Annotated in this window: 22 protein-coding genes; 11 read left to right on the top strand and 11 right to left on the bottom strand. The window is 59.1% G+C overall.

Annotated features, from left to right (window positions below; translation table 11 throughout):
• The first annotated feature begins 45 nt into the window (after positions 1–45).
• Positions 46–1,224 (top strand): tubulin/FtsZ family protein, encoded by a 1,179-nt coding sequence (locus CUJ86_RS09230; protein ID WP_130647274.1) that lies wholly within the window; start codon positions 46–48, stop codon positions 1,222–1,224.
• 4 nt (positions 1,225–1,228) lie between these two features.
• A complete protein-coding gene (locus CUJ86_RS09225; protein WP_130647273.1) occupies positions 1,229–2,356 on the top strand; it encodes a hypothetical protein in 1,128 nt (375 codons plus the stop codon).
• A 551-nt stretch (positions 2,357–2,907) separates the two neighbouring features.
• Here CUJ86_RS09225 and CUJ86_RS09220 read toward each other — a convergent pair.
• The 3 genes from CUJ86_RS09220 to tuf are packed head-to-tail and all read right to left on the bottom strand — an operon-like array spanning position 2,908 to position 6,124.
• Positions 2,908–4,509 carry a flippase activity-associated protein Agl23 gene (locus CUJ86_RS09220; RefSeq protein WP_130647272.1) on the bottom strand — a complete coding sequence of 534 codons (1,602 nt, stop codon included), beginning with the start codon at positions 4,507–4,509 and terminating at the stop codon, positions 2,908–2,910.
• 4 nt (positions 4,510–4,513) lie between these two features.
• A complete protein-coding gene (gene rpsJ / locus CUJ86_RS09215) occupies positions 4,514–4,822 on the bottom strand; it encodes a 30S ribosomal protein S10 (RefSeq protein ID WP_130647271.1) in 309 nt (102 codons plus the stop codon).
• Positions 4,823–4,846: 24 nt separating this feature from the next.
• Positions 4,847–6,124, bottom strand: a complete 1,278-nt coding sequence (gene tuf / locus CUJ86_RS09210; RefSeq protein WP_130647270.1) for a translation elongation factor EF-1 subunit alpha — start codon at positions 6,122–6,124, stop codon at positions 4,847–4,849.
• 251 nt (positions 6,125–6,375) lie between these two features.
• On the opposite strand from tuf, the gene CUJ86_RS09205 reads away from it, so the two are divergent.
• Entirely contained in the window at positions 6,376–6,615 is a 240-nt protein-coding gene (locus tag CUJ86_RS09205) for a hypothetical protein (protein WP_235855629.1), read from the top strand.
• Here CUJ86_RS09205 and CUJ86_RS09200 read toward each other — a convergent pair.
• Genes CUJ86_RS09200 through CUJ86_RS09190 form a run of 3 tightly spaced genes read right to left on the bottom strand, consistent with a single transcriptional unit; the run spans position 6,587 to position 8,634 of the window.
• Positions 6,587–7,459 carry a 4Fe-4S binding protein gene (locus tag CUJ86_RS09200; RefSeq protein ID WP_130647268.1) on the bottom strand — a complete coding sequence of 291 codons (873 nt, stop codon included), beginning with the start codon at positions 7,457–7,459 and terminating at the stop codon, positions 6,587–6,589. The genes CUJ86_RS09205 and CUJ86_RS09200 overlap by 29 nt on opposite strands.
• A 36-nt stretch (positions 7,460–7,495) precedes the next feature.
• Entirely contained in the window at positions 7,496–8,209 is a 714-nt protein-coding gene (cobS, locus tag CUJ86_RS09195; RefSeq protein ID WP_130647267.1) for an adenosylcobinamide-GDP ribazoletransferase, read from the bottom strand.
• Entirely contained in the window at positions 8,191–8,634 is a 444-nt protein-coding gene (locus CUJ86_RS09190) for a phosphatidylglycerophosphatase A (RefSeq protein ID WP_130647266.1), read from the bottom strand. The genes cobS and CUJ86_RS09190 overlap by 19 nt, the downstream gene beginning before the upstream one ends.
• Before the next feature lie 38 nt (positions 8,635–8,672).
• Between CUJ86_RS09190 and cobT the strand changes: the two genes are divergently transcribed.
• The 5 genes from cobT to CUJ86_RS09165 all read left to right on the top strand — a co-directional run bounded on the left by cobT (position 8,673) and on the right by CUJ86_RS09165 (position 12,624).
• A complete protein-coding gene (gene cobT / locus CUJ86_RS09185; RefSeq protein ID WP_130647265.1) occupies positions 8,673–9,683 on the top strand; it encodes a nicotinate mononucleotide-dependent phosphoribosyltransferase CobT in 1,011 nt (336 codons plus the stop codon).
• Positions 9,684–9,719: 36 nt separating this feature from the next.
• Positions 9,720–10,274, top strand: coding sequence for a GMP synthase subunit A (locus CUJ86_RS09180; protein ID WP_130647264.1), 555 nt, complete (start codon positions 9,720–9,722; stop codon positions 10,272–10,274).
• Positions 10,262–10,804 (top strand): YkgJ family cysteine cluster protein, encoded by a 543-nt coding sequence (locus CUJ86_RS09175; protein ID WP_130647263.1) that lies wholly within the window; start codon positions 10,262–10,264, stop codon positions 10,802–10,804. Before CUJ86_RS09180 ends, CUJ86_RS09175 begins: the two co-directional genes overlap by 13 nt.
• Positions 10,797–11,999 (top strand): TraB/GumN family protein, encoded by a 1,203-nt coding sequence (locus tag CUJ86_RS09170; RefSeq protein WP_130647262.1) that lies wholly within the window; start codon positions 10,797–10,799, stop codon positions 11,997–11,999. The genes CUJ86_RS09175 and CUJ86_RS09170 overlap by 8 nt, the downstream gene beginning before the upstream one ends.
• 106 nt (positions 12,000–12,105) lie before the next feature.
• The gene (locus tag CUJ86_RS09165; RefSeq protein ID WP_130647261.1) at positions 12,106–12,624 is read left to right on the top strand and encodes a nitroreductase family protein; all 519 of its coding nucleotides are present in this window, start codon (positions 12,106–12,108) and stop codon (positions 12,622–12,624) included.
• A gap of 7 nt (positions 12,625–12,631) precedes the next feature.
• Here CUJ86_RS09165 and CUJ86_RS09160 read toward each other — a convergent pair whose 3' ends face one another.
• The gene (locus CUJ86_RS09160; protein WP_130647260.1) at positions 12,632–13,459 is read right to left on the bottom strand and encodes a helix-turn-helix transcriptional regulator; all 828 of its coding nucleotides are present in this window, start codon (positions 13,457–13,459) and stop codon (positions 12,632–12,634) included.
• 340 nt (positions 13,460–13,799) lie between these two features.
• Between CUJ86_RS09160 and CUJ86_RS09155 the strand changes: the two genes are divergently transcribed.
• Positions 13,800–14,018, top strand: coding sequence for a hypothetical protein (locus CUJ86_RS09155; RefSeq protein ID WP_130647259.1), 219 nt, complete (start codon positions 13,800–13,802; stop codon positions 14,016–14,018).
• Between the two features lies 1 nt (position 14,019).
• Entirely contained in the window at positions 14,020–14,970 is a 951-nt protein-coding gene (locus CUJ86_RS09150) for a nucleoside recognition domain-containing protein (protein WP_130647258.1), read from the top strand.
• A 146-nt stretch (positions 14,971–15,116) separates the two neighbouring features.
• On the opposite strand, the gene gpmA is transcribed toward CUJ86_RS09150, so the two are convergent.
• A complete protein-coding gene (gpmA, locus tag CUJ86_RS09145; RefSeq protein ID WP_130647257.1) occupies positions 15,117–15,866 on the bottom strand; it encodes a 2,3-diphosphoglycerate-dependent phosphoglycerate mutase in 750 nt (249 codons plus the stop codon).
• A gap of 86 nt (positions 15,867–15,952) precedes the next feature.
• Between gpmA and hxlA the strand changes: the two genes are divergently transcribed.
• Positions 15,953–17,239: a 3-hexulose-6-phosphate synthase gene (hxlA, locus tag CUJ86_RS09140; RefSeq protein ID WP_130647256.1), complete on the top strand. Its 1,287-nt coding sequence runs from the start codon at positions 15,953–15,955 to the stop codon at positions 17,237–17,239.
• Between the two features lie 471 nt (positions 17,240–17,710).
• On the opposite strand, the gene CUJ86_RS09135 is transcribed toward hxlA, so the two are convergent.
• From CUJ86_RS09135 to CUJ86_RS09125, 3 genes are read right to left on the bottom strand one after another with little or no spacing between them, the layout of a single operon-like run.
• Positions 17,711–18,145: an ACT domain-containing protein gene (locus CUJ86_RS09135; protein WP_130647255.1), complete on the bottom strand. Its 435-nt coding sequence runs from the start codon at positions 18,143–18,145 to the stop codon at positions 17,711–17,713.
• A 1-nt stretch (position 18,146) separates the two neighbouring features.
• A complete protein-coding gene (locus CUJ86_RS09130; RefSeq protein ID WP_165394859.1) occupies positions 18,147–19,448 on the bottom strand; it encodes a phenylacetate--CoA ligase family protein in 1,302 nt (433 codons plus the stop codon).
• Positions 19,448–20,740: a phenylacetate--CoA ligase family protein gene (locus CUJ86_RS09125; RefSeq protein ID WP_130647254.1), complete on the bottom strand. Its 1,293-nt coding sequence runs from the start codon at positions 20,738–20,740 to the stop codon at positions 19,448–19,450. Before CUJ86_RS09125 ends, CUJ86_RS09130 begins: the two co-directional genes overlap by 1 nt.
• Between the last annotated feature and the right edge of the window lie 72 nt (positions 20,741–20,812).

Here is a 20,812-nt window from a genome sequence, read left to right as displayed (position 1 = left end):
ACTTTGCATTTATCGATTTGTTGCCGACTGGATGGTGGAACATAAATGAGGGTATTTTTCATAGGATTCGGTCAGGCTGGCGGGAAAGTGGTGGACATGTTCATCGAGCAGGACAGAAAGTCCGGGATGAACAACTTCAGGGGAATTGCCGTCAACACCGCCCGCACCGACCTGATGGGGCTCAAGAACATCGAACTCAAGGACCGGATTCTGATCGGCCAGACCGTTGTCAAGGGTCATGGTGTGGGCACTGACAACGTCACCGGGGCCCGTATTGCCGCCGATGAGATCGATTCGATTGTGAATGCCATCGACACGCGTGGCACCCATGATGTCGATGCGTTCGTGATCGTGGCAGGTCTCGGTGGCGGGACCGGATCTGGCGGTTCACCGGTGCTGGCCCGCCATCTCAAACGGATTTACCGTGAACCGGTGTACGTTCTCGGTCTGCTTCCCGCCCCTGAGGAAGGGCGCCTGTATACCTATAATGCAGCCAGAAGTCTCTCGACGCTCGTTAAAGAGGCGGATAATGTATTTGTCTTCGACAACTCTGCCTGGAAAAACGAGGGTGAGAGCGTCAAGACCGCATATTCCCGGCTCAATGACGAAATTGTCCGGCGTTTCGGTGTGCTGTTCCGTGCCGGCGAGGTGAGCAAGGCCGGCGTCGGTGAGATGGTCGTCGATTCCTCCGAGATCATCAACACCCTCCGCGGCGGCGGCATCACGAGTGTCGGATATGCGGTCACCGAGATGGTGAGCGAGCGGACAAAGAAGAAGCGTGGACTCTTCGGCGGTCTCAAGGAGAGTTTATCCAAGAAGGAGAAGACCGAAGAGGTGCTGATGGGCGAGGACAAGTCGGCAAAGGTCATCGCACTCGTCCGCCGCGCCATGCTCGGGCGCCTCACGCTCCCCTGCGACTATTCCACTGCCGAACGCGCCCTTGTTCTGGTCGCCGGCAACCCGAATGAGATGGACAGAAAGGGTGTCGAGAAGGCAAAGAGCTGGGTCGAGGAGAACATCGCCGGTGTGGAGGTCCGCGGTGGCGACTATCCGGTGGAGAGTACCTTTGTCGCCGCAGTGGTCGTGCTTGCGACAATCGGCGAGGCGCCGCGGGTACGTGAACTGTTTGAGATTGCAAGGGAAACAAAGGAGGATGTCATCAAGTCGAAGGAAAAGCGGTCCTCGATGTTTGATGATCCCGAGATTGATCCATTGTTTGAGTGATAGAATGAAAAATGGTTTTAAATTTTTAATTGGATGTGTCTTCGCCCTCTGCCTGATCGGAGCGGCGTCGGCATCGGTGAATTATGGGCTCGCGAAGACCCCGGATGTCAATCCTGCCTCCGGGGATCTCTCCCCCGGACAGCATGTGACCGTTGGTCTGGTCCTTGATCTCAAGGAGAGCGGCGATCTCTCTTTCCCCGATGACCATTACCTTGAATTCTTCTCCGAACTGGATGCTATCCGCTGGAGTTACAATATCGAGGTGGATGGTATCGGCATCTTCTCGCAGCCGCGTTCATCGTCAAGTCGCTACCTCTATCTCGATGGATGGGATCTTGCATACAAGTCGGATTCCGATGTGAGCGTGAAGGTGACCGTTGAAGGGAATGCCCCGACGGTGACCTCCACGCAGCAGAAGGTGCTTGTCAGGATCCATCAGCTCGACAAAGATGACGATGTCGTTGAAGACAGTGAGTATATCCTGAAGCGGACCGTCGTCAATCCGGCCGATGTCCAGACCAACATTGGTACCGCCGCAAACCGGCTGAATGCCCTGAAGGCCGATATCGACGGGAAGACGGCGATGGGTGTCGACACGACCGAGGCCACGGCGAAGTACGAAGAGGCAAAGGCGGCGATCAACAGTGCTTCGGCAACTTCAGATTATGCTGCGGCCCAGAACTACCTGACGACTGCCAATGCCGCCATGGACGCATCGGAGACCGCCCTCTCGCGGTCATGGGCGCAGAAGGAGATCAACGATGCCCAGACTGCCATCAATGAGATTGACGGCATCATCTCGTATTTCCAGGTCAACCGGAGCATGTCGACCGACCAGCGGGTGATGAGTCTTGTATCACAGCGCGACATCGCCGCCCAGGAGCTCTCGGGCGCTAACGACAAGATGAATGCGCAGGACTATGACGCCGCCAGGATCAAGGCCGAGGAGGCGGATCAGAAGGCGAATGCAACGCTGAACACGGCAAAGGCCCTCAAGGAGGAAATCGGTGAGGGCTTCTCCCTGAACCTTGGATCCCTCCCCATCTATATCGGTGCCGGCATCCTGATCGTCCTGGTCATCGGTGGCGTGCTGTATCTCCGCAATAAACGAAAATGGGACGAACTTGGATAACGTTCCCGATCCCCTCATTTTTCTGCTTTTGTCCCTCAGGTCATCTCCGCTTCCCGTTCCTTCGTAATGATCGAGCATATTTAGAGCCATTCCGCGCTTCGATCAATCACCTGGTTTGAGACGCTTCCCGTCCATTTCTCTGTCTTCATAGTGGGGGTCGATCGATCAGACCTGCCGCCCACAGTGAGAATAAAGCGTGTTTCCTTGCTCTCTCCTGGCGGGTGGAGACTCCCGGATACCCACCGAACGTAGGGGCAGGGCGGCAGCATGCTCTTGAACGATGCCGTACTTCAGGAACTTCTCCCAACTCACCCGTCGGGTCTGTCGCGCTCCCTCATGATGCCGCAGGGTGGGGCCTGTTTGGTGCGTTATTATCCTGAGACTGCCAGATCTCCAGCCCGCATTTCCTGACCGCCACGTGATTGCCATGACCTCCGGATCGGCACAACCTTGCAGGATGGAGGTGATATGCCGTTCAGCGGCCGCAAAAAAGAGTATTCCGGTGTTCCCGGTCGATGCAGTGATTCTCCTCCCGAGAAAAAATGGGGATATTATACCGTTGCATTCCTGACAAAGACTTCAAGCTTCATATTTCCCATTTTCCCGTCCCTGAAGAAGTAATACTGGGCGATCCGGTCCTTGTTGTCGTACCACGAGAACCAGTAGTTGAGGTTGTATTGCCGCTTCTCGAAGCCCGGCAGGGAGGCATAGGAATCTTCGTCAGAGGTGATCACCAGGTCGTAGGCATCGCCTGCAAAATTTCCCTCGTCAATCCGTTTTCCGAAATAATTCAGGTTTTCGGAGCGGTCCCCGCGGTAATACCATGGCAGCGGCCAATAACGGTCCGATGCCACGGCAACGGACTCCGAGGCATCGATCAGTGCCATCACCTCTCTCAGATCCTCGGAGTTCTGCACCTGCACGATCGGTTCGTTCACATCGGCCGGCACATAGGCGACGTGCCAGAGGGCAAACACGAGAAAGATGCTTGATAAAACGGCAATGATCGCTTTTTTGCGGGTCATCGCATAGGTCGCCACCAGGACGGTCGGGAGCAGCTGGTGGATCAGGAGCCAGGGCACCTTCTCCCCGATATAGGCGTATGCCACAATTGAAAGGAGCCACCACACGATGCAGAACCGGAAAAACTCCTCTTTCTTATCGAACGACCGGGGTGCCTCGGGCAGATGCCCCCTGATCTGCTCGAGGGCAATCCCGACGATCTCATGCATCGTCCGTTTCGCCGTCTCTCTGGATTGCTTGTGCCGTCCGTGCTGGATGAACTGCACCGTCCCTGCAATGGCCAGAAGGAATATCGGGACCTCGTAGAGCAGGAACAGGAGAATATAGAAGAAAAACGGTCCGCCGAGACGCTGCTGCTCGTGCATATCCCACCAGTGGAGGAAGGCGTCGGGAATGAAGGTGATCAGACGCTCGGGATGGACGCCGAAGGATGAATACATGACCGCCACTATCCCGATGGTGATCAGTGCGCCAAGGGCGAGATCGCGTATCCACCGTCGCGGCAGGGTAACCTTCCCTGACCAGACGAGATAGATCAGGTAGGCCCCGAATATCCCGAGCACGATCGGCATATTTTCCTTGCATGAAAGTCCCAGTCCGGTTGCGACCGCCGCCAGGGCCGCATATTGCATCTGCCCTCGCTCCAGATAGAGGATCAGGGAGAGCAGGAGGACGAAGGTCAGAAAGAGGATGAAGATGTCGTTTCTCAGGAACCGGGAAAAATACACCATGTTCGGGGAGATTGCAAGGAACAGGGCTGCAACCAGTGTCTGCCGCTGGTCAAGGTAACCGAGGCGGTAGAGTGGATAGAGCAGCACCACGATCAGGGTGCCGAGGAGTGCGGGTATGATCCGTCCCACGAGGTCTGAGTCGCCGAAGGCCGAGAACATCCCTGACGTTACATAGTAGAGCAGGGGTCCGTGGAATGAGGGATCGTAGAGGTAGACGCCGGTGGTCAGGAGTTTGTAGGAAAACCAGGCATGGATTGCCTCGTCATGGTGGAAGAGTTTGAGATCCAGGAATGCGAACCGCAGGATCGCCGCAAGGATAATGAAACAAAAAAAAAGTCTCTCAAAAGAGAGAAAATTCTGGATTCGAATGGCAAATCCGGCGGCTTTAATGCCGCTCACAGCATCAGCTCTCCAGCACAATCTCGATGCCGATGTCCTTTGGCACCTGAATGCGCATCAGCTGCCTCAGGGCCCGCTCGTCGGCATCGATGTCGATGAGACGCTTGTGCACGCGCATCTGCCAACGATCCCAGGTCGCAGTTCCCTCTCCGTCCGGGCTTTTCCTGATCGGCACGACGAGTCTCTTCGTGGGGAGGGGGATAGGCCCTGCCAGATTCACGCCCGTCCGCTCTGCAATTTCCCGTATTCTGTCACAGACCATCTCGATTTTGTCGTAATCGGTCCCTGATAGGCGTATTCTGGCTTTTTGCATAGACCTTCACCACTGAACGAAGACTTATCTCATCTGTTTGGCCTGGATGTCGATACACATGCCGGCTGCGATCGTCGATCCCATGTCACGGATGGCAAAGCGACCGAGCTGCGGGATCTCCTTGATCTTCTCGATGACCATCGGGCGGGTCGGGCGGATCTTGACGATCGCCGCATCGCCGGTCTTCAGGAAGGTCGGGTTCTGCTCCTTGACCTGACCGGTGCGCGGGTCGAGTTTGGTCATGAGCTCGGTGAAGGTGCAGGCGATCTGCGAGGTGTGGCAGTGGAAGACCGGGGTGTAGCCGACCGTGATGGCGCTCGGGTGGTGGAGCACGACGATCTGGGCGGTGAACTCCTCGGCAACCGTTGGGGGCTCATCGACAGGCCCACAGACATCGCCGCGGCGGACATCATTCTTGCCGACACCACGGACGTTGAAGCCGACGTTGTCGCCGGGCAGTGCCTCGGGCACTTCCTCGTGGTGCATCTCAATGGACTTCACTTCGCCGTTGACGTTTGCCGGCATGAAGGAGACCTTCATACCCTTCTTCATGACGCCGGTCTCGATACGGCCGACAGGCACGGTGCCGACGCCGGAGATCGAGTAGACGTCCTGAATCGGGAGACGGAACGGAAGGCTCGTCGGCTTCTCGGGCTCCTTGAGCAGGTCGAGGGATTCAAGGACCGTCGGACCGTTGTACCAGGGAGTCTTGTCGGACTTCTTGGAGATGTTGACACCCTCAAAGGAGGACATCGGGATGAACGGGACGTCGGCGGGCTTGAAGCCGACCATCTTCAGGAGCTGCGAGAGCTGCTCCTTGACCTCGTTGTAGCGCTTCTCCGAGTAGTCGGCGGCGTCCATCTTGTTGATGCCGACGATGAGCTGCGTGATGCCGAGTGTCCTGGAGAGGAAGACGTGCTCCTTGGTCTGCTCCATGACACCGTCCGGAGCGGCGACGACGAGAAGGGCGGCGTCGGCCTGCGATGCACCGGTGATCATGTTCTTGATGAAGTCACGGTGACCCGGGCAGTCCACAACGGTGAAGTAGTACTTGTCGGTGTCGAACCGCTTGTGAGCGATGTCGATGGTGATACCGCGCTCGCGCTCTTCCTTGAGACTGTCCATAACCCATGCGAACTCGAAGGAGCCCTTACCTTTGGACTCAGCTTCCTTTCTGTAGTTCTCGATAATATGGGGCGGTACAGCTCCTGTCTCAAACATCAGGCGGCCGACGGTGGTCGACTTTCCGTGGTCGATGTGCCCGATGACAGCAAGGTTCATGTGTGGTTTTTCGGTTGCCATTGGTTATCCTCCACTCAAATATGAGACTGTTTGCACAGTCGGATTGAAGCGAGTATCATATATTGGGCATCGATCTATATAAATCATTTCGATATGCCCCTGCTCCGTTCAAAGGGGGGCGTATAGAGGAGTACCGACACACTCAAATGCCTGATCCGACAAATACTCACTGCCCTATGAAAACTCTGGAATTTCACCGTGATACGGAAAAAAACCGCGTCACCGTCACCTGCGCTGGTAAGGAGGTTTCGGTGCATAGCCATTGCGCCTATTGCCGGCATTGTGCCGGGGTCCGGGTGGGCAAACGGGTACTCCCGCCGCCCCAGCAGCAGGCGATGAAGGGTGCCCGCGGTGGAATGGGGATTGATGAAGAACTGCTCAATGCAGCGATGATGTTCAACTCGCTTGTCCGTGATGGAGATGCGATTGAGTGCTCGGACGATGCCGGAACCGGTTTTTCCTCTATGTACCGCCGCCGAACTCGGTCCTGATTGTTTCACGGAAGGCATCATAGCCAATTTCATCGAGCTGGTCAGCAAGATGCCTTCCGCTCCATGCATTCCTGTAGATCCAGTAGACCGTCCGGTCGATCACCTCGAGCACGTCATCCTCCGTCTCGACTGTGACCAGTTCCCGTCCTGAGGCCGGGTGGCGGCCGCGGCGCCCTCCGATGGTGATCAGGTAGTGCCGATATTCAGACTTCAGCAGGTCGAACGGACAGGACTGGATGCAGATGCCGCACTGCACGCAGCGTTCCGGGATGATCTCGGAGATCCCATTTTTTATGGTGATCGCTTTCTCCTTGCAGTACTCTGCGCAGGTGCCGCAACCGGTGCACATGCCTTCCACTCGCAGGGGCCTGATCCGGCCGACGACTCCGATCTCATTGAGTACCGGGCTGGTGCAGGCATTCGGACAGCCTGAGAGTGAGATTCTGACCCGGATTGGCATTTCCTTTCCGAATACGCGTTCGTCGATCCGCCGTGCCAGCCCGAATGTCTCGATATTGGAATATTTGCACTGCGACGTTCCCGGGCAGGCGATGATATTGACGACCTCATCATGCTCTGAACCGACGGGAGTGCCGTTTTCCTCGAGTTCTTGTGCGATCTCCTCCAGGTGCTGAGGATCTACATGCGGGATCTCCATGGTCTGGCGGGTGGTGAGATGGACCTCGCCGCTACCGTATTTTTTTGCGATTTCTGCGATTCCGGCCATTTTATCGACCGGGAGGATCCCCGCCGGCAGGCGGAGGCGGATGGCGCAGAGATCGGGATCGATCTCGGTGATCACGCCGCCGCGCGTATGGATGGGTCTTCCGTGCATCATCAGCATACACTACGGTCTGATGAATAAAAAGGTGTATGCGCCCTAGAGCGCAAGGGCGATGATGACCGCTGCCCTGACAATCTCATTTGACGCCCCGGCAACGTCGCCGTTCACGCCGCCGAAGAGGCGACGGGCGGTTCCCATCAGGATCAGGACCACGATGCCGGTGGCAAGGATGGCCTTTCCCAGTGAGAGCGGAGAGACCAGCAGGAGAAGCGGCAGTACCGGGAGGATTGCGAGAGGGACAAAGAACGGTCGGGCAAACCCGTGGAGGTAGGCGTGGATGCCGTCGTGGAAGGGGGCCCCGAGAGCGGTGATCCATGCCATGGCAAGTTTTGCGCAGACCTCGGCGGTGAGGATGACGAGGGGGATGCTCCATACCTCGACGAGACCGGCGATTGCGCATATGGTGATGAGGATCCCTGCCGCCACCCCCCCCGCACCGATCTGCCGATCGGTCAGGGCGGCGATCCGTTTTTCCCTGCTCCCGTGGGCCATCAGCCCGTCGCCGAGGTCGAGGAGACCATCGAAATGGTTGGCTCCTGAGATGACCACGGCGGCAGTAACCGCTGCTGCTGCCGCCAGCAGGGTGTGTCCCCCAAGAAGGAATGCGATGATCGCCGCCCCGCCCCCTGTAATCCATCCTGCTGCTGGATAGAGCCATGAATGTCGTGCAAAGGCATCGAACTCTGCATGCCGCCCGAGGGGCAGGACGGTGGTGAACTGGAGCAGGGCCCTTACTGGTTCGAGAAGCATTCTGAGTAGAGGCGGGAGGTGTTTCCGGCAATCAGGCCTGCAACGGCATCATCGAGGAAGGGGCCGAGTTCGGAGAGGATGCCCGGTTTTTTCTGATCATATCGGGTGAACTCGAACCTGGCATAGATGCCGCCGATGATCTCGGCGATGGACATGCCGATAATCTCGTCTGAGAGCAGAAAAACGGGATCATCGGCGATTTCTGAATTGGCCCTTCGTTCGAAGAGCTCTTCTTCAAGCAGAATGGCGCCGAGTAGCAGGGAGGAGATGTTGGGATCATTATATGAGGCGGTGATGCGCGTATGGAGGCGGCGGCGCGCCTCCTCGGCATCCATGCCATGGGGGACATAGAGGGCCATCCCGGCGTCTACGATGGCCTCTGTTGTGATCCCCTTTGAGGAGAGTCGCTCTTCGATCTCAAACATACGCAAATTTCTTGATGTTACCCCATATATACATTCATATGGCATTTCTCTCCTCATTTCCTGAGATTGAGTTTTCTCGTCCCCTGTTCGCAGGTATTCTGGGAAACACCGCCCTTTCGATGGTGCCCGGCATCTCAGGTGCCGGTTCCACACCTGAAAGGACGGTGTTCACCCCGATCCTGGATGCCGAACTGATCGTGAAGGGCGAGATCCACTCGATGGGCTACAAACCCAACACCCCGACAAACTGCCCGACACCGGCGGTGATCACACGCTCCATGCTCCAGCTCTGCGGGATCGAACCGGTGTTTGTGAATGCCGGGATGTTCAACCGCCCGACGGTCCCCTGTCTGGATGTGTATGGTGATGCAGGGGCCGATCCGCGTCAGGGCGATGCTGTGCCGCGGGCGCATGCCATCTTCGAGGCCGGAAAACGGGCCGGACGACTGCTCTCCGGCTGCGCTGATCTCCTCGTCCTCGGGGAGAGTGTGCCGGGCGGGACGACAACGGCGCTGTGTGTGCTGCGCGCCCTTGGCTACGACGCACGCGTATCGAGCAGCTTCGTGAACAATCCGGTGGAGCAGAAGGAGGAGGTCTGCCGGGCGGTGGTGGCACGGGTCCGGGAGAGTGGAGTGACCGATCCCCTGGATGTGGTCAGGATCGGCGGTGATCCGATGATGGCGGTCGCCGCCGGCATCGTCTGCGGTTTTTCAGGTGAGGTGGTGCTGGCAGGCGGCACCCAGATGCTCTCGGTGAATGCGGTGCTGAAGGGACTTGGTGAGCGGATGGCCCCCCTCGCAACGACCGAGTACGTGCGTGCTGATGCCTCGGCGAACTTCGAGGCGGTTGCGGCATCGGTCGGTGCCGGGGCATGGTATGTCGATCCCGGTTTTGACACCATCGGTGATGCCGGACTCGCCCGCTACTGCGAGGGCGAGGTGAAGGAGGGAATGGGTGCAGGCGGTGCGATCCTCCTCGCCCGCATCATGGGGTATTCAGAGGAGGAGATCAGATCGGCGATCCTCTCGACGGTCCTCTCCTTCCGCTGACAAAAGGCTATACCCTCACCATACCATACATCTTTGATGCTTCCCATTTTTGTCGTGAACAACCATGGGCAATTCAATCACCTCATCCACCGCAAACTCCGCGATATGGATATCGAGGTGCGGATGATCCCGAACACTACCGCTCCTTCGGATGTAGAGGCCGGGTGCAGCGGCATCGTCCTGGGAGGTGGTCCGTCCCTTGAGCGCGCCGGCAACTGTGCCGAATATCTTGACCTCGGCCTCCCGGTGCTCGGCATCTGCCTCGGGCTGCATGTCATTGCCACGGCCCGCGGCGGTCAGGTCGGGCCCGGATCGCACGGCGGATACGGCGGGGTCACCGTCGAGATCACCGGCGAGAGCGAGATCCTTGCCGGATATGAGGGGCCGATCCATGTCTGGGCCTCACATGCCGATGAGGTGAAGCAGGTGCCCGACGGCTTTGTGGTCCATGCCCGTTCCGATATCTGCCCGGTGGAGGCAATGGGATCGGCAGATGAGCGGATCTATGGCGTCCAGTGGCACCCTGAAGTGAGCCACACGGAAAACGGGGATCTGCTCTTCCGGAATTTTGAACGAATATGCGGCGAATAGACGACCTTATTGATGAAATTCAGCGGATCGGGTTTTCGTGCCGCCGCTGTGGCGCCTGCTGCACCGGTGATGGTGCCGGTTCAGATCTGGTCCTCCTCTCTCCGGCCGAGGTGCGGGCCGCATGCAATGCCGCCGCTCTCCCGAGGGATGAGGTTGCAGAACCCTATCCAGAGAGCATTGACGGCCCGGACGGCACCTCCTGCACCTTCGGGTGGTCGTACAGGCGACAGGAGGGCCACTGCCGGTTCCTCGACGGCACCAGGTGCACGATCTATGATGCGCGTTCGTGGATCTGCCGGACCTATCCGTTCATGCTCGACGGTGACCGCCTCTGCGTCTCAGAGTGTCCGGGACTCGGTGCGCCCATGACCCGGGACGAGGCCGCCGTGCTGGCGTGTGATCTCCTGGCGCGTCAGGCGGCTGAGAGAGAGGAGGAGGATGGAGTCGGGCAGGTCTATGCCTGCAGCCGTATACCTCCCGGTGCATCGGTCGTGATCGATTCAGAGGGGGTGTGGACGGTCCATGGGTGAGGTCAGGATCGTCGGCACTGCCCATGTCTCAGAGCGGAGCATTGAGGCGGTCAGGGATGCTATAGAGGAATTTTCCCCGGATGTCGTCGGTGTCGAACTCGACCGTGGCCGGTATGCCGCCCTGAAAAAGGAGCAGGCGCCCCCGAAGGTCGAAGATGTGCTGAAGGCCGGGAACTTCTCGCAACTCCTGTTCCAGTGGACCCTTGGTTATATCCAGCGGAAGATCGGGATGGACGTCGGGGTGGAGCCCGGTGCCGAGATGGTCGCCGCCATCGGTGAGGTGGAGCGGCGCGGCCTGCGTCTTGCCCTTATCGACCGCGATATCAGGATCACTCTGGCGCGGTTCTGGCAGGGGATGAGCCTCTGGGAGAAGATGAAGATGATCTACGCCCTTGCCGCCTCGCTCAGCGGGCCCGGCGAGGACGGGATCGATGTGGACGCCCTGACCGAGCAGGATGTCGTCACCGCTGCCCTCGAGGAGTTCAGGCGTTTCTCCCCGAATGGGGCGAGAGCGCTCATCGATGAGCGCGACGCCTATATTGCCCGCCGGATCATCGATCTCTCCGGCCGCTATGAGCGGGTGCTGGCCGTCGTCGGTGCCGGTCATGTGCGGGGCGTGGAGCGCTATCTCTCCTCGCCCGAGCTCCTCCCTGCAGAGGAAGACCTCGTGGCGCCGCCGCGGCACTACCCCTGGGGTAAGATCATCGGCGGGGTGTTTGTGGTGCTCTTCGCCCTGCTGATCATCTCCCTGGCCTTCTCAGGCGTCGGGTTCGAGGTTCTTGTCTGGGCGATCCTCTACTGGGTGCTGATCAATGGCGTGCTGGCCGCCGCCTTCACCATCGCCGCCGGGGGGCACCCCCTCTCTGCGGTCACGGCATTTGGCGTTGCCTGGATGACCTCCCTCAACCCGCTCATGGCGGCGGGCTGGTTCGCCGCTGCCGTCGAGGCGAAGATCCGAAAACCTTCGACCGCGGATTTCCAGCGGATAATGGATGCGGAGAACTTTTCAGAGATGCGGAAGGTCCCGATCTTCCGGGTTGTGCTGGTTGCGGCGCTTGCCAACGTTGGTTCCACACTGGGCACGATCGCCTATTTCGCCTTTATATCACCGATCCTCGGGATCGATCCGACGGTGATCATACCGCAGGGATTCGCCAATTTTGTCGGGTGGCTCGGGGGTCTGTTTTCCCCCTGATCCCCTTTGCTCACGCCTCATCCTGGTGCCGGTCACATCCCCCGCTCACCTGTCTGGCATTTCCCTCTACGCAACCCTTATCCGGTATCCCTCCCCAGAGAGGAGCATGTATCTTGGTCCGAATCTTGGGCTTACCATTCTGAGGACGCGTCACTCCATCAGGAAATACAAGGATGACACCGTCGACGAGAAGATCATTCAGGATGCCCTCGACTGCGCCAGGCTTGCTCCTACGGCCAGGAATGAGCAGCCATGGCTCTTTGGTGTCGTAAAGGAGAAGGAGGTCCTGCGTGCAATCGCCGATCTCACCGATCATGGCAGGTTTATCGCAGGTGCTCAGGTCTGCTTTGCAGTCTTCGGGAAAAAGGATGAGAAATATTATCTTGAAGACTGTTCGGCGGCAACGACTCAGTTGATCCTTGGGCTCTGGGCCTATGGCGTCGGTTCGTGCTGGGTTGCCGGCGACAAGAAGGAGTATGCGGGCGCCGTCGGCGAACTGCTGAATGTGCCTGATGACTACACCCTGGTCTCCCTCGTGTCGGCGGGATACCCTGCGGACGTGAGCGTCGCCGGGAAAAAGGATCTTGCGGAGATCACATTCTCTGAGAAATACTCCAAAAATTGACCCTTTTTTAATGTGTTTCGGGCTGCGGACGGCAGAATATCAGTGAAAATTCACGATAATTGACACTCATCACGTCGAAGTGGGTATCGAGCTCGCGCAAGAAGTCCACCTGTCGCCAGATCTGCATATCCGGGTAGTGGGCTGCGATTTCCCTGAGGATGAACCCGCCAATAAGGGACGAATCCGCCATCTCTTCGGCAAAGGGAAGGAATGTTACCAGCTGTGCCGAAGGGGCGAGAACACGCCTCAGTTCGGGGAGCGTGGCTTCAAGGTCCCAGTTCGGGAGTGCGGGGGCGATGATCAGGTCGAAGACGCCATCCCTGCATGGGAGGTTCTCCGCCCCTGCAGAGAGGCGCTCAAACCCTTCAGCATTCTGTGCCCCTTTTGCAATCAGCCACCGTTCGGGTATTGATCCGGTCAGATCAGCTGTTGCCGCCACAAAGAGATCGGCGAGTTCACCGCTGTAGGGATCGGTGAAGAGGGCGACCCGTTGAAGGGGGCGGTCGCTCTCGAACTCAGAGACCATCAGGTCCTGAAAGGTCCCTGCCACCACCCGGAAATAATCGGAGAGCAGCAGGTGTATGCCGCTCCTGCGGGCGGCGATCAATCTCTCCTTGCCGGTGTCCGTGATGGAGAAAACCTTTCGTTCGGGCCCTTTTTCGCTTGGCACGCGGGTGAAGGTGACCAGCCCGCGGCGTTCCAGCGAGTTCATCATCTTATAGAGGTCGCTGTGACTCTTCTGCAGCCCCCGCTCCTCAAGTTTAAACTTTAACTCGTAGACGTGGGAGGGCGTGCCGGCAAGTGCGGTGAGCACCTCCAGCTCCGGGTCTCGCATGAAGTATGGTGATACAGGAGAGTAGTAATATCTTCCCAAATGATCCGGAACCAGAGGGGGGTTCGGTTGCCTGTATGGATGTCAGCGATAGCCCTCTGGCCTCTCAATCTCCTGGATGTGTATATTCTGATGTCGGCCGTATTCGGGTCGATCCCGTTTCGGCGGCACGGGCGTGATGCTCTCCCACCAGGATAGGGTGTGCGGGGGACACCACAATACACGCTGGAGTATGCTCCATATCCAGATATGGTTATGTCGTTATTTCCATTCTGATCGCAGGCCCCTGTCGCCTACCAGCCATAAGGAATCTTCATCCCGTCTTCAGATCCATATTCGACCGATGATCACCGGTTATCGAGGGCATGAATTCCCATATTTCTCCCTGTATCCGGCCCCTGACGCCCGGTTCGGCCTCAACCTCCGGATGGGGAAGGGGATCGCGGATGGTAAGGACGGTCTCTGCGAATATGCCGTCCTTGGCGATAGCCACGCCTGTTTCAGCCCGGCGGCCGCGGATGCCATCGTGGCCGTCGCGGAGAGATGCCGGCAGGGGAGATGAGATGGCGACCCTCGGTCTTGCGGACGCTGTGCTCTATCTCCTGAGGGCGAGCGTTCTCATCACCATCGGCATCCTGATCGGGAGCATCATCACCGAGACCGGGATCGCAGGGAGACTCCGGTTTCTATCGCGCCCGATCTCCCGGCTTTCCGGGCTTTCGTCCCCGTCCTCCCTCTCCCTTGTCGCCATGGTCGCAAACCCCACGGCCGGAAAATCCATGCTTGCCGGGTTCTATCGGGAGGGACAGATCAGGCGGGAGGAGGTGGTGCCAACCCTCCTGATGGGCACATTTCCAACAGTGCTGGGTGAGACCCTGTTTCGCGTCCATTTTCCCACGGCAGTGGTCCTCCTGGGTCCGGTGATCGGTGGGCTCTATACCCTTTTCAACCTCTTTTCAACCCTGATCCAGACGGCGGGTGCGATCATCTGGCTCCGTTTCGTGGTCGGCAGCAGCGAAGGAGGGATTACTGATGAAACAAACCCTGCAGAGCGCATACGGATCGACCGCCCGACCGTTCGGGCAGGTGTCATGAAGGCGATCCCCCATCTCAAACGCATCATACCGGTGAGTGTGGTTGCGACGACGGTGTTCTTCCTCCTCTATGCCGCCGGCGTGGTCGAGGCGATCGCTCTTGTTTTTTCTCCCCTCCTTGGTCTCATTGGTCTGCCGGGTGAGAGCATCACGGCGATCGTCGCCCAGGCGATGCATTTTTCGGCCGGATATGCAGTGGTCGGGACGATGGTCACCGGTGGAATCCTCACGCTGGAGCAGGCGCTTGTCACCCTCATCGTCGGATCGATGATGGTGATCACGATGATCTATCTCAAATATTCCCTGCCCCTGTATCTCTCTCTGTTCGGTGTGGAAGGGACGGGAATCGCCATAAAAACGTATTGTGCAAGTATGGGGGCGAAGGTGCTGACGATCATGGTGGTGATCGCCGTATTTTAACCGATTGTGTCCACGCCATCAGGTGGTGAACACCAGCAGCCTGTGGACACACGAACACCGCCAGAACTGCGGGGATCGAGGAATGGGACGACACCCCGTTTCCTCCTCCGGTGCTGTCCGCAAAAAAAGAGGGTGAGTGGGAAAAGTTATTTTTCTGCCTTTCCCTGCTTTTTCACGCCCTCGATCGCCGCCCGCACCGTCTCCTCGTCCGCAAGATAATAGTGGCGGATCGGTTTCAGGTCGTCGTCGAGTTCGTAGACGAGGGGGATGCCGGTCGGGATGTTCACCTGTGCGATCTCGTCGTCCGGGATGTTGTCGAGGTGTTTCACGAGCGCCCTGATGCTGTTGCCGTGCGCGGCGATGAGCACCCTCTTCCCCTCCGTGAGGGCCGGAACGATCGTACCCTCCCAGTAGGGCACGAAGCGGGCGACGGTGTCCTTCAGGCACTCGGTGGCCGGAAGTTCGGCAGGTGAAAGCCCGGCATACCGGCGATCCCTGCCCGGATGCCGCTCGTCGTCGGCGTCGAGGGGCGGAGGCGGCACGGCATAGCTCCGCCGCCAGACGAACACCTGCTCGTCACCGTACTGTTCGGCCGTCTCTGCCTTGTTCAGGCCCTGCAGGGCGCCGTAGTGGCGCTCGTTCAATCGCCAGCAGCGCTCCACCGGTATCCACATCAGGTCCATCTCGTCGAGGGTGATCCAGAGGGTGCGGATCGCCCGTTTCAGCACCGAGGTGAAGGCGCAGTCGAAGGTGTAGCCCTCCCGCAGGAGAGTTTTTCCGGCTTCGTGCGCTTCTTCGATTCCCTTTTCCGAGAGATCGACATCGGTCCATCCGGTGAAGCGGTTCTCCTTATTCCATATGCTCTCGCCGTGGCGGAGGAGGACGAGTTTGATCATGGTATCAGAAGGAACATGGGCGTGCACACCACTTATGCATGACGACCGGCGGTAATCTTAACACCTATCTGCTCCCATTTTCTCGCATGACTCGCCCTACGCTCCAGGTTGCGCTCGATATCCTCGAACTGCACCGCGCCCGGCAGATCGCGCGGGAAGCGATGGCGGGCGGTGCCGACTGGATCGAGGTGGGCACGCCCCTCATCAAGAGCGAGGGGATGGCGGCGGTGCGGGACCTGCGGGAGGCCTTTCCGCGCACCGAGGTCGTGGCCGATATGAAGATCGCCGATACCGGGACGATGGAGGTGGAGATGGCGGCGAAGGCCGGGGCTTCAATCGTCTGCGTCCTGGGTGACGCCGACGATACGGTCATCGCCGAGTGCGTCCGGGCGGCGCGGCTCTATGGTGTGCGGATCATGGCCGACCTGATCAATGTGGCCGATCCGGTTGGTCGGGCCCGGGAGCTCGAGTCCCTCGGCGTCGACATCATCAACGCCCACGTGGGCATCGACCAGCAGATGATCGGAAAATCCTCGGTGGACCTCCTCCGCTCTCTTGCCGGCGAGGTTTCGCTCCCCCTGGCGGTGGCCGGCGGCCTCGATGCGGAAACGGCAGCGCAGGCGGTGGCGGCGGGCGCCGATATCGTGATCGTGGGGGGCTGGATCGTGCGCTCCGGTGATGTCGAGGGTTCGGCCGCTCGTATCAGGGCGGCGATCGATGCTCCGGCCATTGCGCCGGCGAAGAAGAAGAGTCTGGAGGAGGAGATCAGGTCCCTGTTTCTGCAGGTCTCGGCCCCGAATGTCACCGATGCGATGCACCGCAAGGGAGCGATGTCCGGGCTGATCCCCCTCACCTTCGGGGTGAAGGCGGTGGGCCCGGCGGTGACGGTCCAGACATTCGCGGGCGACTGGGCGAAACCGGTGGAGGCGATCGACCTCTGCCGCCCCGGAGACGTCCTGGTAATCTATAACAGCGCCGCCACGCATGTCGCCCCCTGGGGTGAACTGGCGACCCGGAGCGCGATAAACCGCGGTATCGCCGGCGTGATCATCGACGGCGCCACCCGCGATGTCGACGATATCAGGGCCCTGAAGTATCCCCTGTTCGCGCGCGCCTGTGTCCCGAACGCCGGTGAACCGAAGGGCTTTGGGGAGATCAATGCCGAGATCCCCTGCTGTGGTCAGCAGGTCCGCCCCGGCGACTGGATCGTCGCCGACGAGAGCGGCGTTGTCGTCGTCCCGAAGGAGCGCGCCTACGAGGTCGCCCGCCGCGCCCTCGAGGTGAAGAAGAACGAAGAACGGGTGCGGGCAGAGATTGAACGGGGGAGTACCCTCTCCGCGGTCTCGGAACTCTACAAGTGGGAGAAGAAATAGGCCCGTCCGTTATTGCATGAGTGGGGTCTGCTCCCCCGGAAACGGCTGATAATTCTTTGCTTTTTAAATGAACGAAGGATATTCATCCCCTCTCCCTCCCCTCCCGTCCGGTTTTCCGGGAGGGTGTTTCCCGGGATATCTCTCCCACTCATATCGGGCTCAGGGGGACAGGAGAGGGCCCGGATATTCTTCTATTTTGAAGGAAAACTCCATATCTGCGCTTGATTGAAATTCGGGCGATATGGGGCCGGATCGGTCGGCCCGAATGCCGATCCGGGGGCGGTATGGCGGTATCTGACTCACTTTCATGTCACTCTGGATGGAAGGGGACGGGGCACATTACCCTATGTTGATCTTATGAAAACCGGCTATTTGAGCATTTAAATTCTGAAAATGGCATTAATGGGGATGTATTGCTCCATCCTTTATATGGTGTCCGAAAGAACCAAAAATACAGAAAAAATGGAGTATTCACTGGAACAGGTCTGATATCAGAACCTCGCCGCCGGCCTGAAGGATCTGCCTGACCCCCTCCTCGACGCGGTCGATCCGCAGGATCAGGACAGCCCCCTCCTTTCCGGAATAGGCGTAGCTGTACTCGATGTTGATCCCTGCCTCACCCAGAATCCGGGCGATCTCAAAGAGTCCGCCGGGTTCATCCCGCATCCGCACGGCGATGACGTCGGTGAAAGAGACCATGAACCCCATGCTGGTGAGGGTTTCATGGGCGGCGTCCGGTCTGTTCACCAGCGCCCTTACCACGCCGAATCCGTTCGCCTCGGCGATCGAGAAGGCCAGAATATTGATGCCGGCCTCTTCAAGGGCATGGGCGATCGAGGCGAGGCGCCCGGGCTTGTTCTCCGAAAAGATCGAGATCTGTTTGATGATATACTTCTTCTCTGCCATATCAGTACACTCTCCGGTCAATCACTCTCTTCGCCTTCCCCTCAAAGCGGGGGAGGGTCCCGGGGGCGACGAGTTCTACGTCCGCCGCCACATTCAGGGAATTTCTCAGGTCATGGGTGACCTTCGCCTTCACCTTCATCAGATCGGTGATCTTGTCTGAGAAGGCGTCCTTGCTCATCTCCACCCTGACCAGCATCGAGTCCAGCGCCCCGCGGCGGTCGACCTCGATCTGGAAGGCCGAACCCACCACCTCGGGAATACCCATCAGGGTGTGCTCCACCTGCGATGGGAACACATTGATCCCGCGAACGATGAGCATATCGTCGACCCGGCCCTGGATGCGCATGATCCGGGGTGAGGTGCGCCCGCAGGCACAGACTGAATCGTCGATGGAGGTGATGTCGCCGATCCGGTAGCGGATCATCGGCAGCGCCTCTTTTTTCAGAACAGTCATCACCAGTTCGCCCTTCTCGCCCGGGGGCAGGTGTTCGCCGCTCTCCGGGTCGATGATCTCGGGGTAGGCGATATCGCCCCAGATATGGATCCCCTGCTGCTCGGTGCACTCGGTGAACATCGGTCCCGAGAGTTCGGATGTGCCGTAGATGTCGTACACCCGGATCCCGAGTTCGTTCTGCAGCGTTGTGCGGATCCCTTCGGACCAGGGTTCCGCACCCAGGATGCCGACCCGCAGGTCGGTGTCGTTTCTGATGGATATTCCCATCCTGTTCGCCGTCTCGCCGATATGGACGAGGTACGACGGGGTGCAGGCAATCGCCGTTACGTGGAGGTCCTGCATCAGTTCGATCTGCCGTTCGGTGTTGCCGGTGCCGATGGGGAGCACCGTGGCACCGATACGCTCTGCACCGTAGTGCAGGCCAAGCCCGCCTGTGAAGAGTCCGTAGCCGTAACTCACCTGCATCACGTCGCCGCGGCCAAGTCCGCAGGCGGTGAGTGAGCGGGCGAGGGACGTTGTCCAGCTCTCGAGGTCATTGGCCGTATACCCGACGACCGTCGGTTTCCCGGTCGTCCCCGATGAGACATGATAGCGGACGAGTTCGTCCTGTGAGGCGGTGAAGATGCGGTCCGGGTAATTGTCCCGCAGATCGCTCTTGTACATGAACGGGAGTTTTGTGATGTCCTCAAGGCTTCTGATGTCATCCGGGTGGGTGCCCGCCTCTTTCATCCTGTCGTGATAGAAGGGGCTGAACGAATACAGGCGGTAAACGAGTGTCTTGAGCAGGCGATACTGGAGACGTTTCAGATCCCCGGCGGGCATCCCCTCCATACGCGGGTCCCACATCATCACCAGATCGCCCCCCGCCGGTCGATCACCCGTTTCGCCTTCCCCTCAAAGCGCGGGAGGCTTCCGGGCTCGACCAGTTTCACCGTCGTCCGCAGGTTCAGCGCCTCTCTGATCGCCCCGGCGACCTTCTGCTGGATCCGCTGCAGATCAGCCAGTTCCCCGGAGAAATACCTCCTGTTCAACTCCACCTCTATCGTCATCTCGTCCAGATGGTTGATCCTGTCCACATATACCATGAACTGATCCCCGACCTCCGGGAGGGCGAGGAGGGTGTGCTCGATCTGCGAGGGGAAGACATTGATCCCCCGGATGACAAGCATGTCGTCGGCCCGACCGGAGAGTCGGTCGATCCGCCCATTCCTGCCGCACGGGCAGTCTTCGGTGAGGATGCGCGTGATGTCCCCCGTCCGGTAGCGGATCAGGGGCATCGCCTCCTTCACCAGCGGGGTGACCACCAGTTCGCCCCGCTCGCCGTCCGGCAGGCGTTCGCCGGTGGCGGGATCGATGATCTCGATCAAAAAGCAGTCGTGCCAGATATGGAGACCGTCGCGCTCCTCACACTCAAAACCGGCACCCGGACCATACATCTCGCTCATGCCGTAACTGTCGAATGCCCTGACGCCGAGGCGCCGTTCCAGTTCCGCCCGCATGCTCTCGGACCAGGGTTCGGCGCCGAAGACGGCGGTCTTCAGGGAGTCGAGGGACGATCCCATCTCCTCGGCGACCTCGGCAAGATGGAGACCATAACTCGGGGTGCAGTTGATGGCGGTGACCCCGAAGTCGTCGATCATCTCGATCTGCCGCTTTGTGTTCCCGGTGGCGCTTGGTATAACGGTCATCCCGATCCGCTCGGCACCATAGTGAAACCCGAGACCGCCGGTGAACATCCCGTAGCCGAGGGCGTTCTGAAATACATCGTCGGCGGTCAGACCGATCATCATGAGGTTCCGGGCGATCAGTTCTGTCCAGTTCTCGATGTCCTGCCGGGTATAACAGACGACGGTGGGTTTCCCTGTCGTCCCTGATGTGGTGTGGATCCTGACGACGTCGTGCATGGGGACGGCAAGAAAACCAAATGGATACCCCTCTCTCAGGTCCGCCTTCCTGGTGAAGGGCAGTTTCTCGATGTCATCGAGGCATTCGATATCGCCGGGTGCAACCCCTGCCCGTGAAAAGGCTTTCTGGTAAAATTCAATGTTCCGGGCCTGTGCCACCGTCCATTTCAGCCGGGAAAGCTGCAATTCCTCCAGATCTGCCTCCCCTATTGTTTCCATCTCCCTGTTCCAGAACATGCGCACACAATCCTGCCATCCGGACGGCGCGGTTGCCGTCCATGGGTTCAGTATATGTGGGGCGTGTCCGCC

The sequence above is a fragment of the Methanofollis fontis genome (genome assembly GCF_004297185.1).
Classification (GTDB): Archaea; Halobacteriota; Methanomicrobia; order Methanomicrobiales; family Methanofollaceae; genus Methanofollis; species Methanofollis fontis.
Note: the sequence above shows the minus strand (reverse complement) of the source record. Positions and strands in the feature narration are given on the sequence as shown.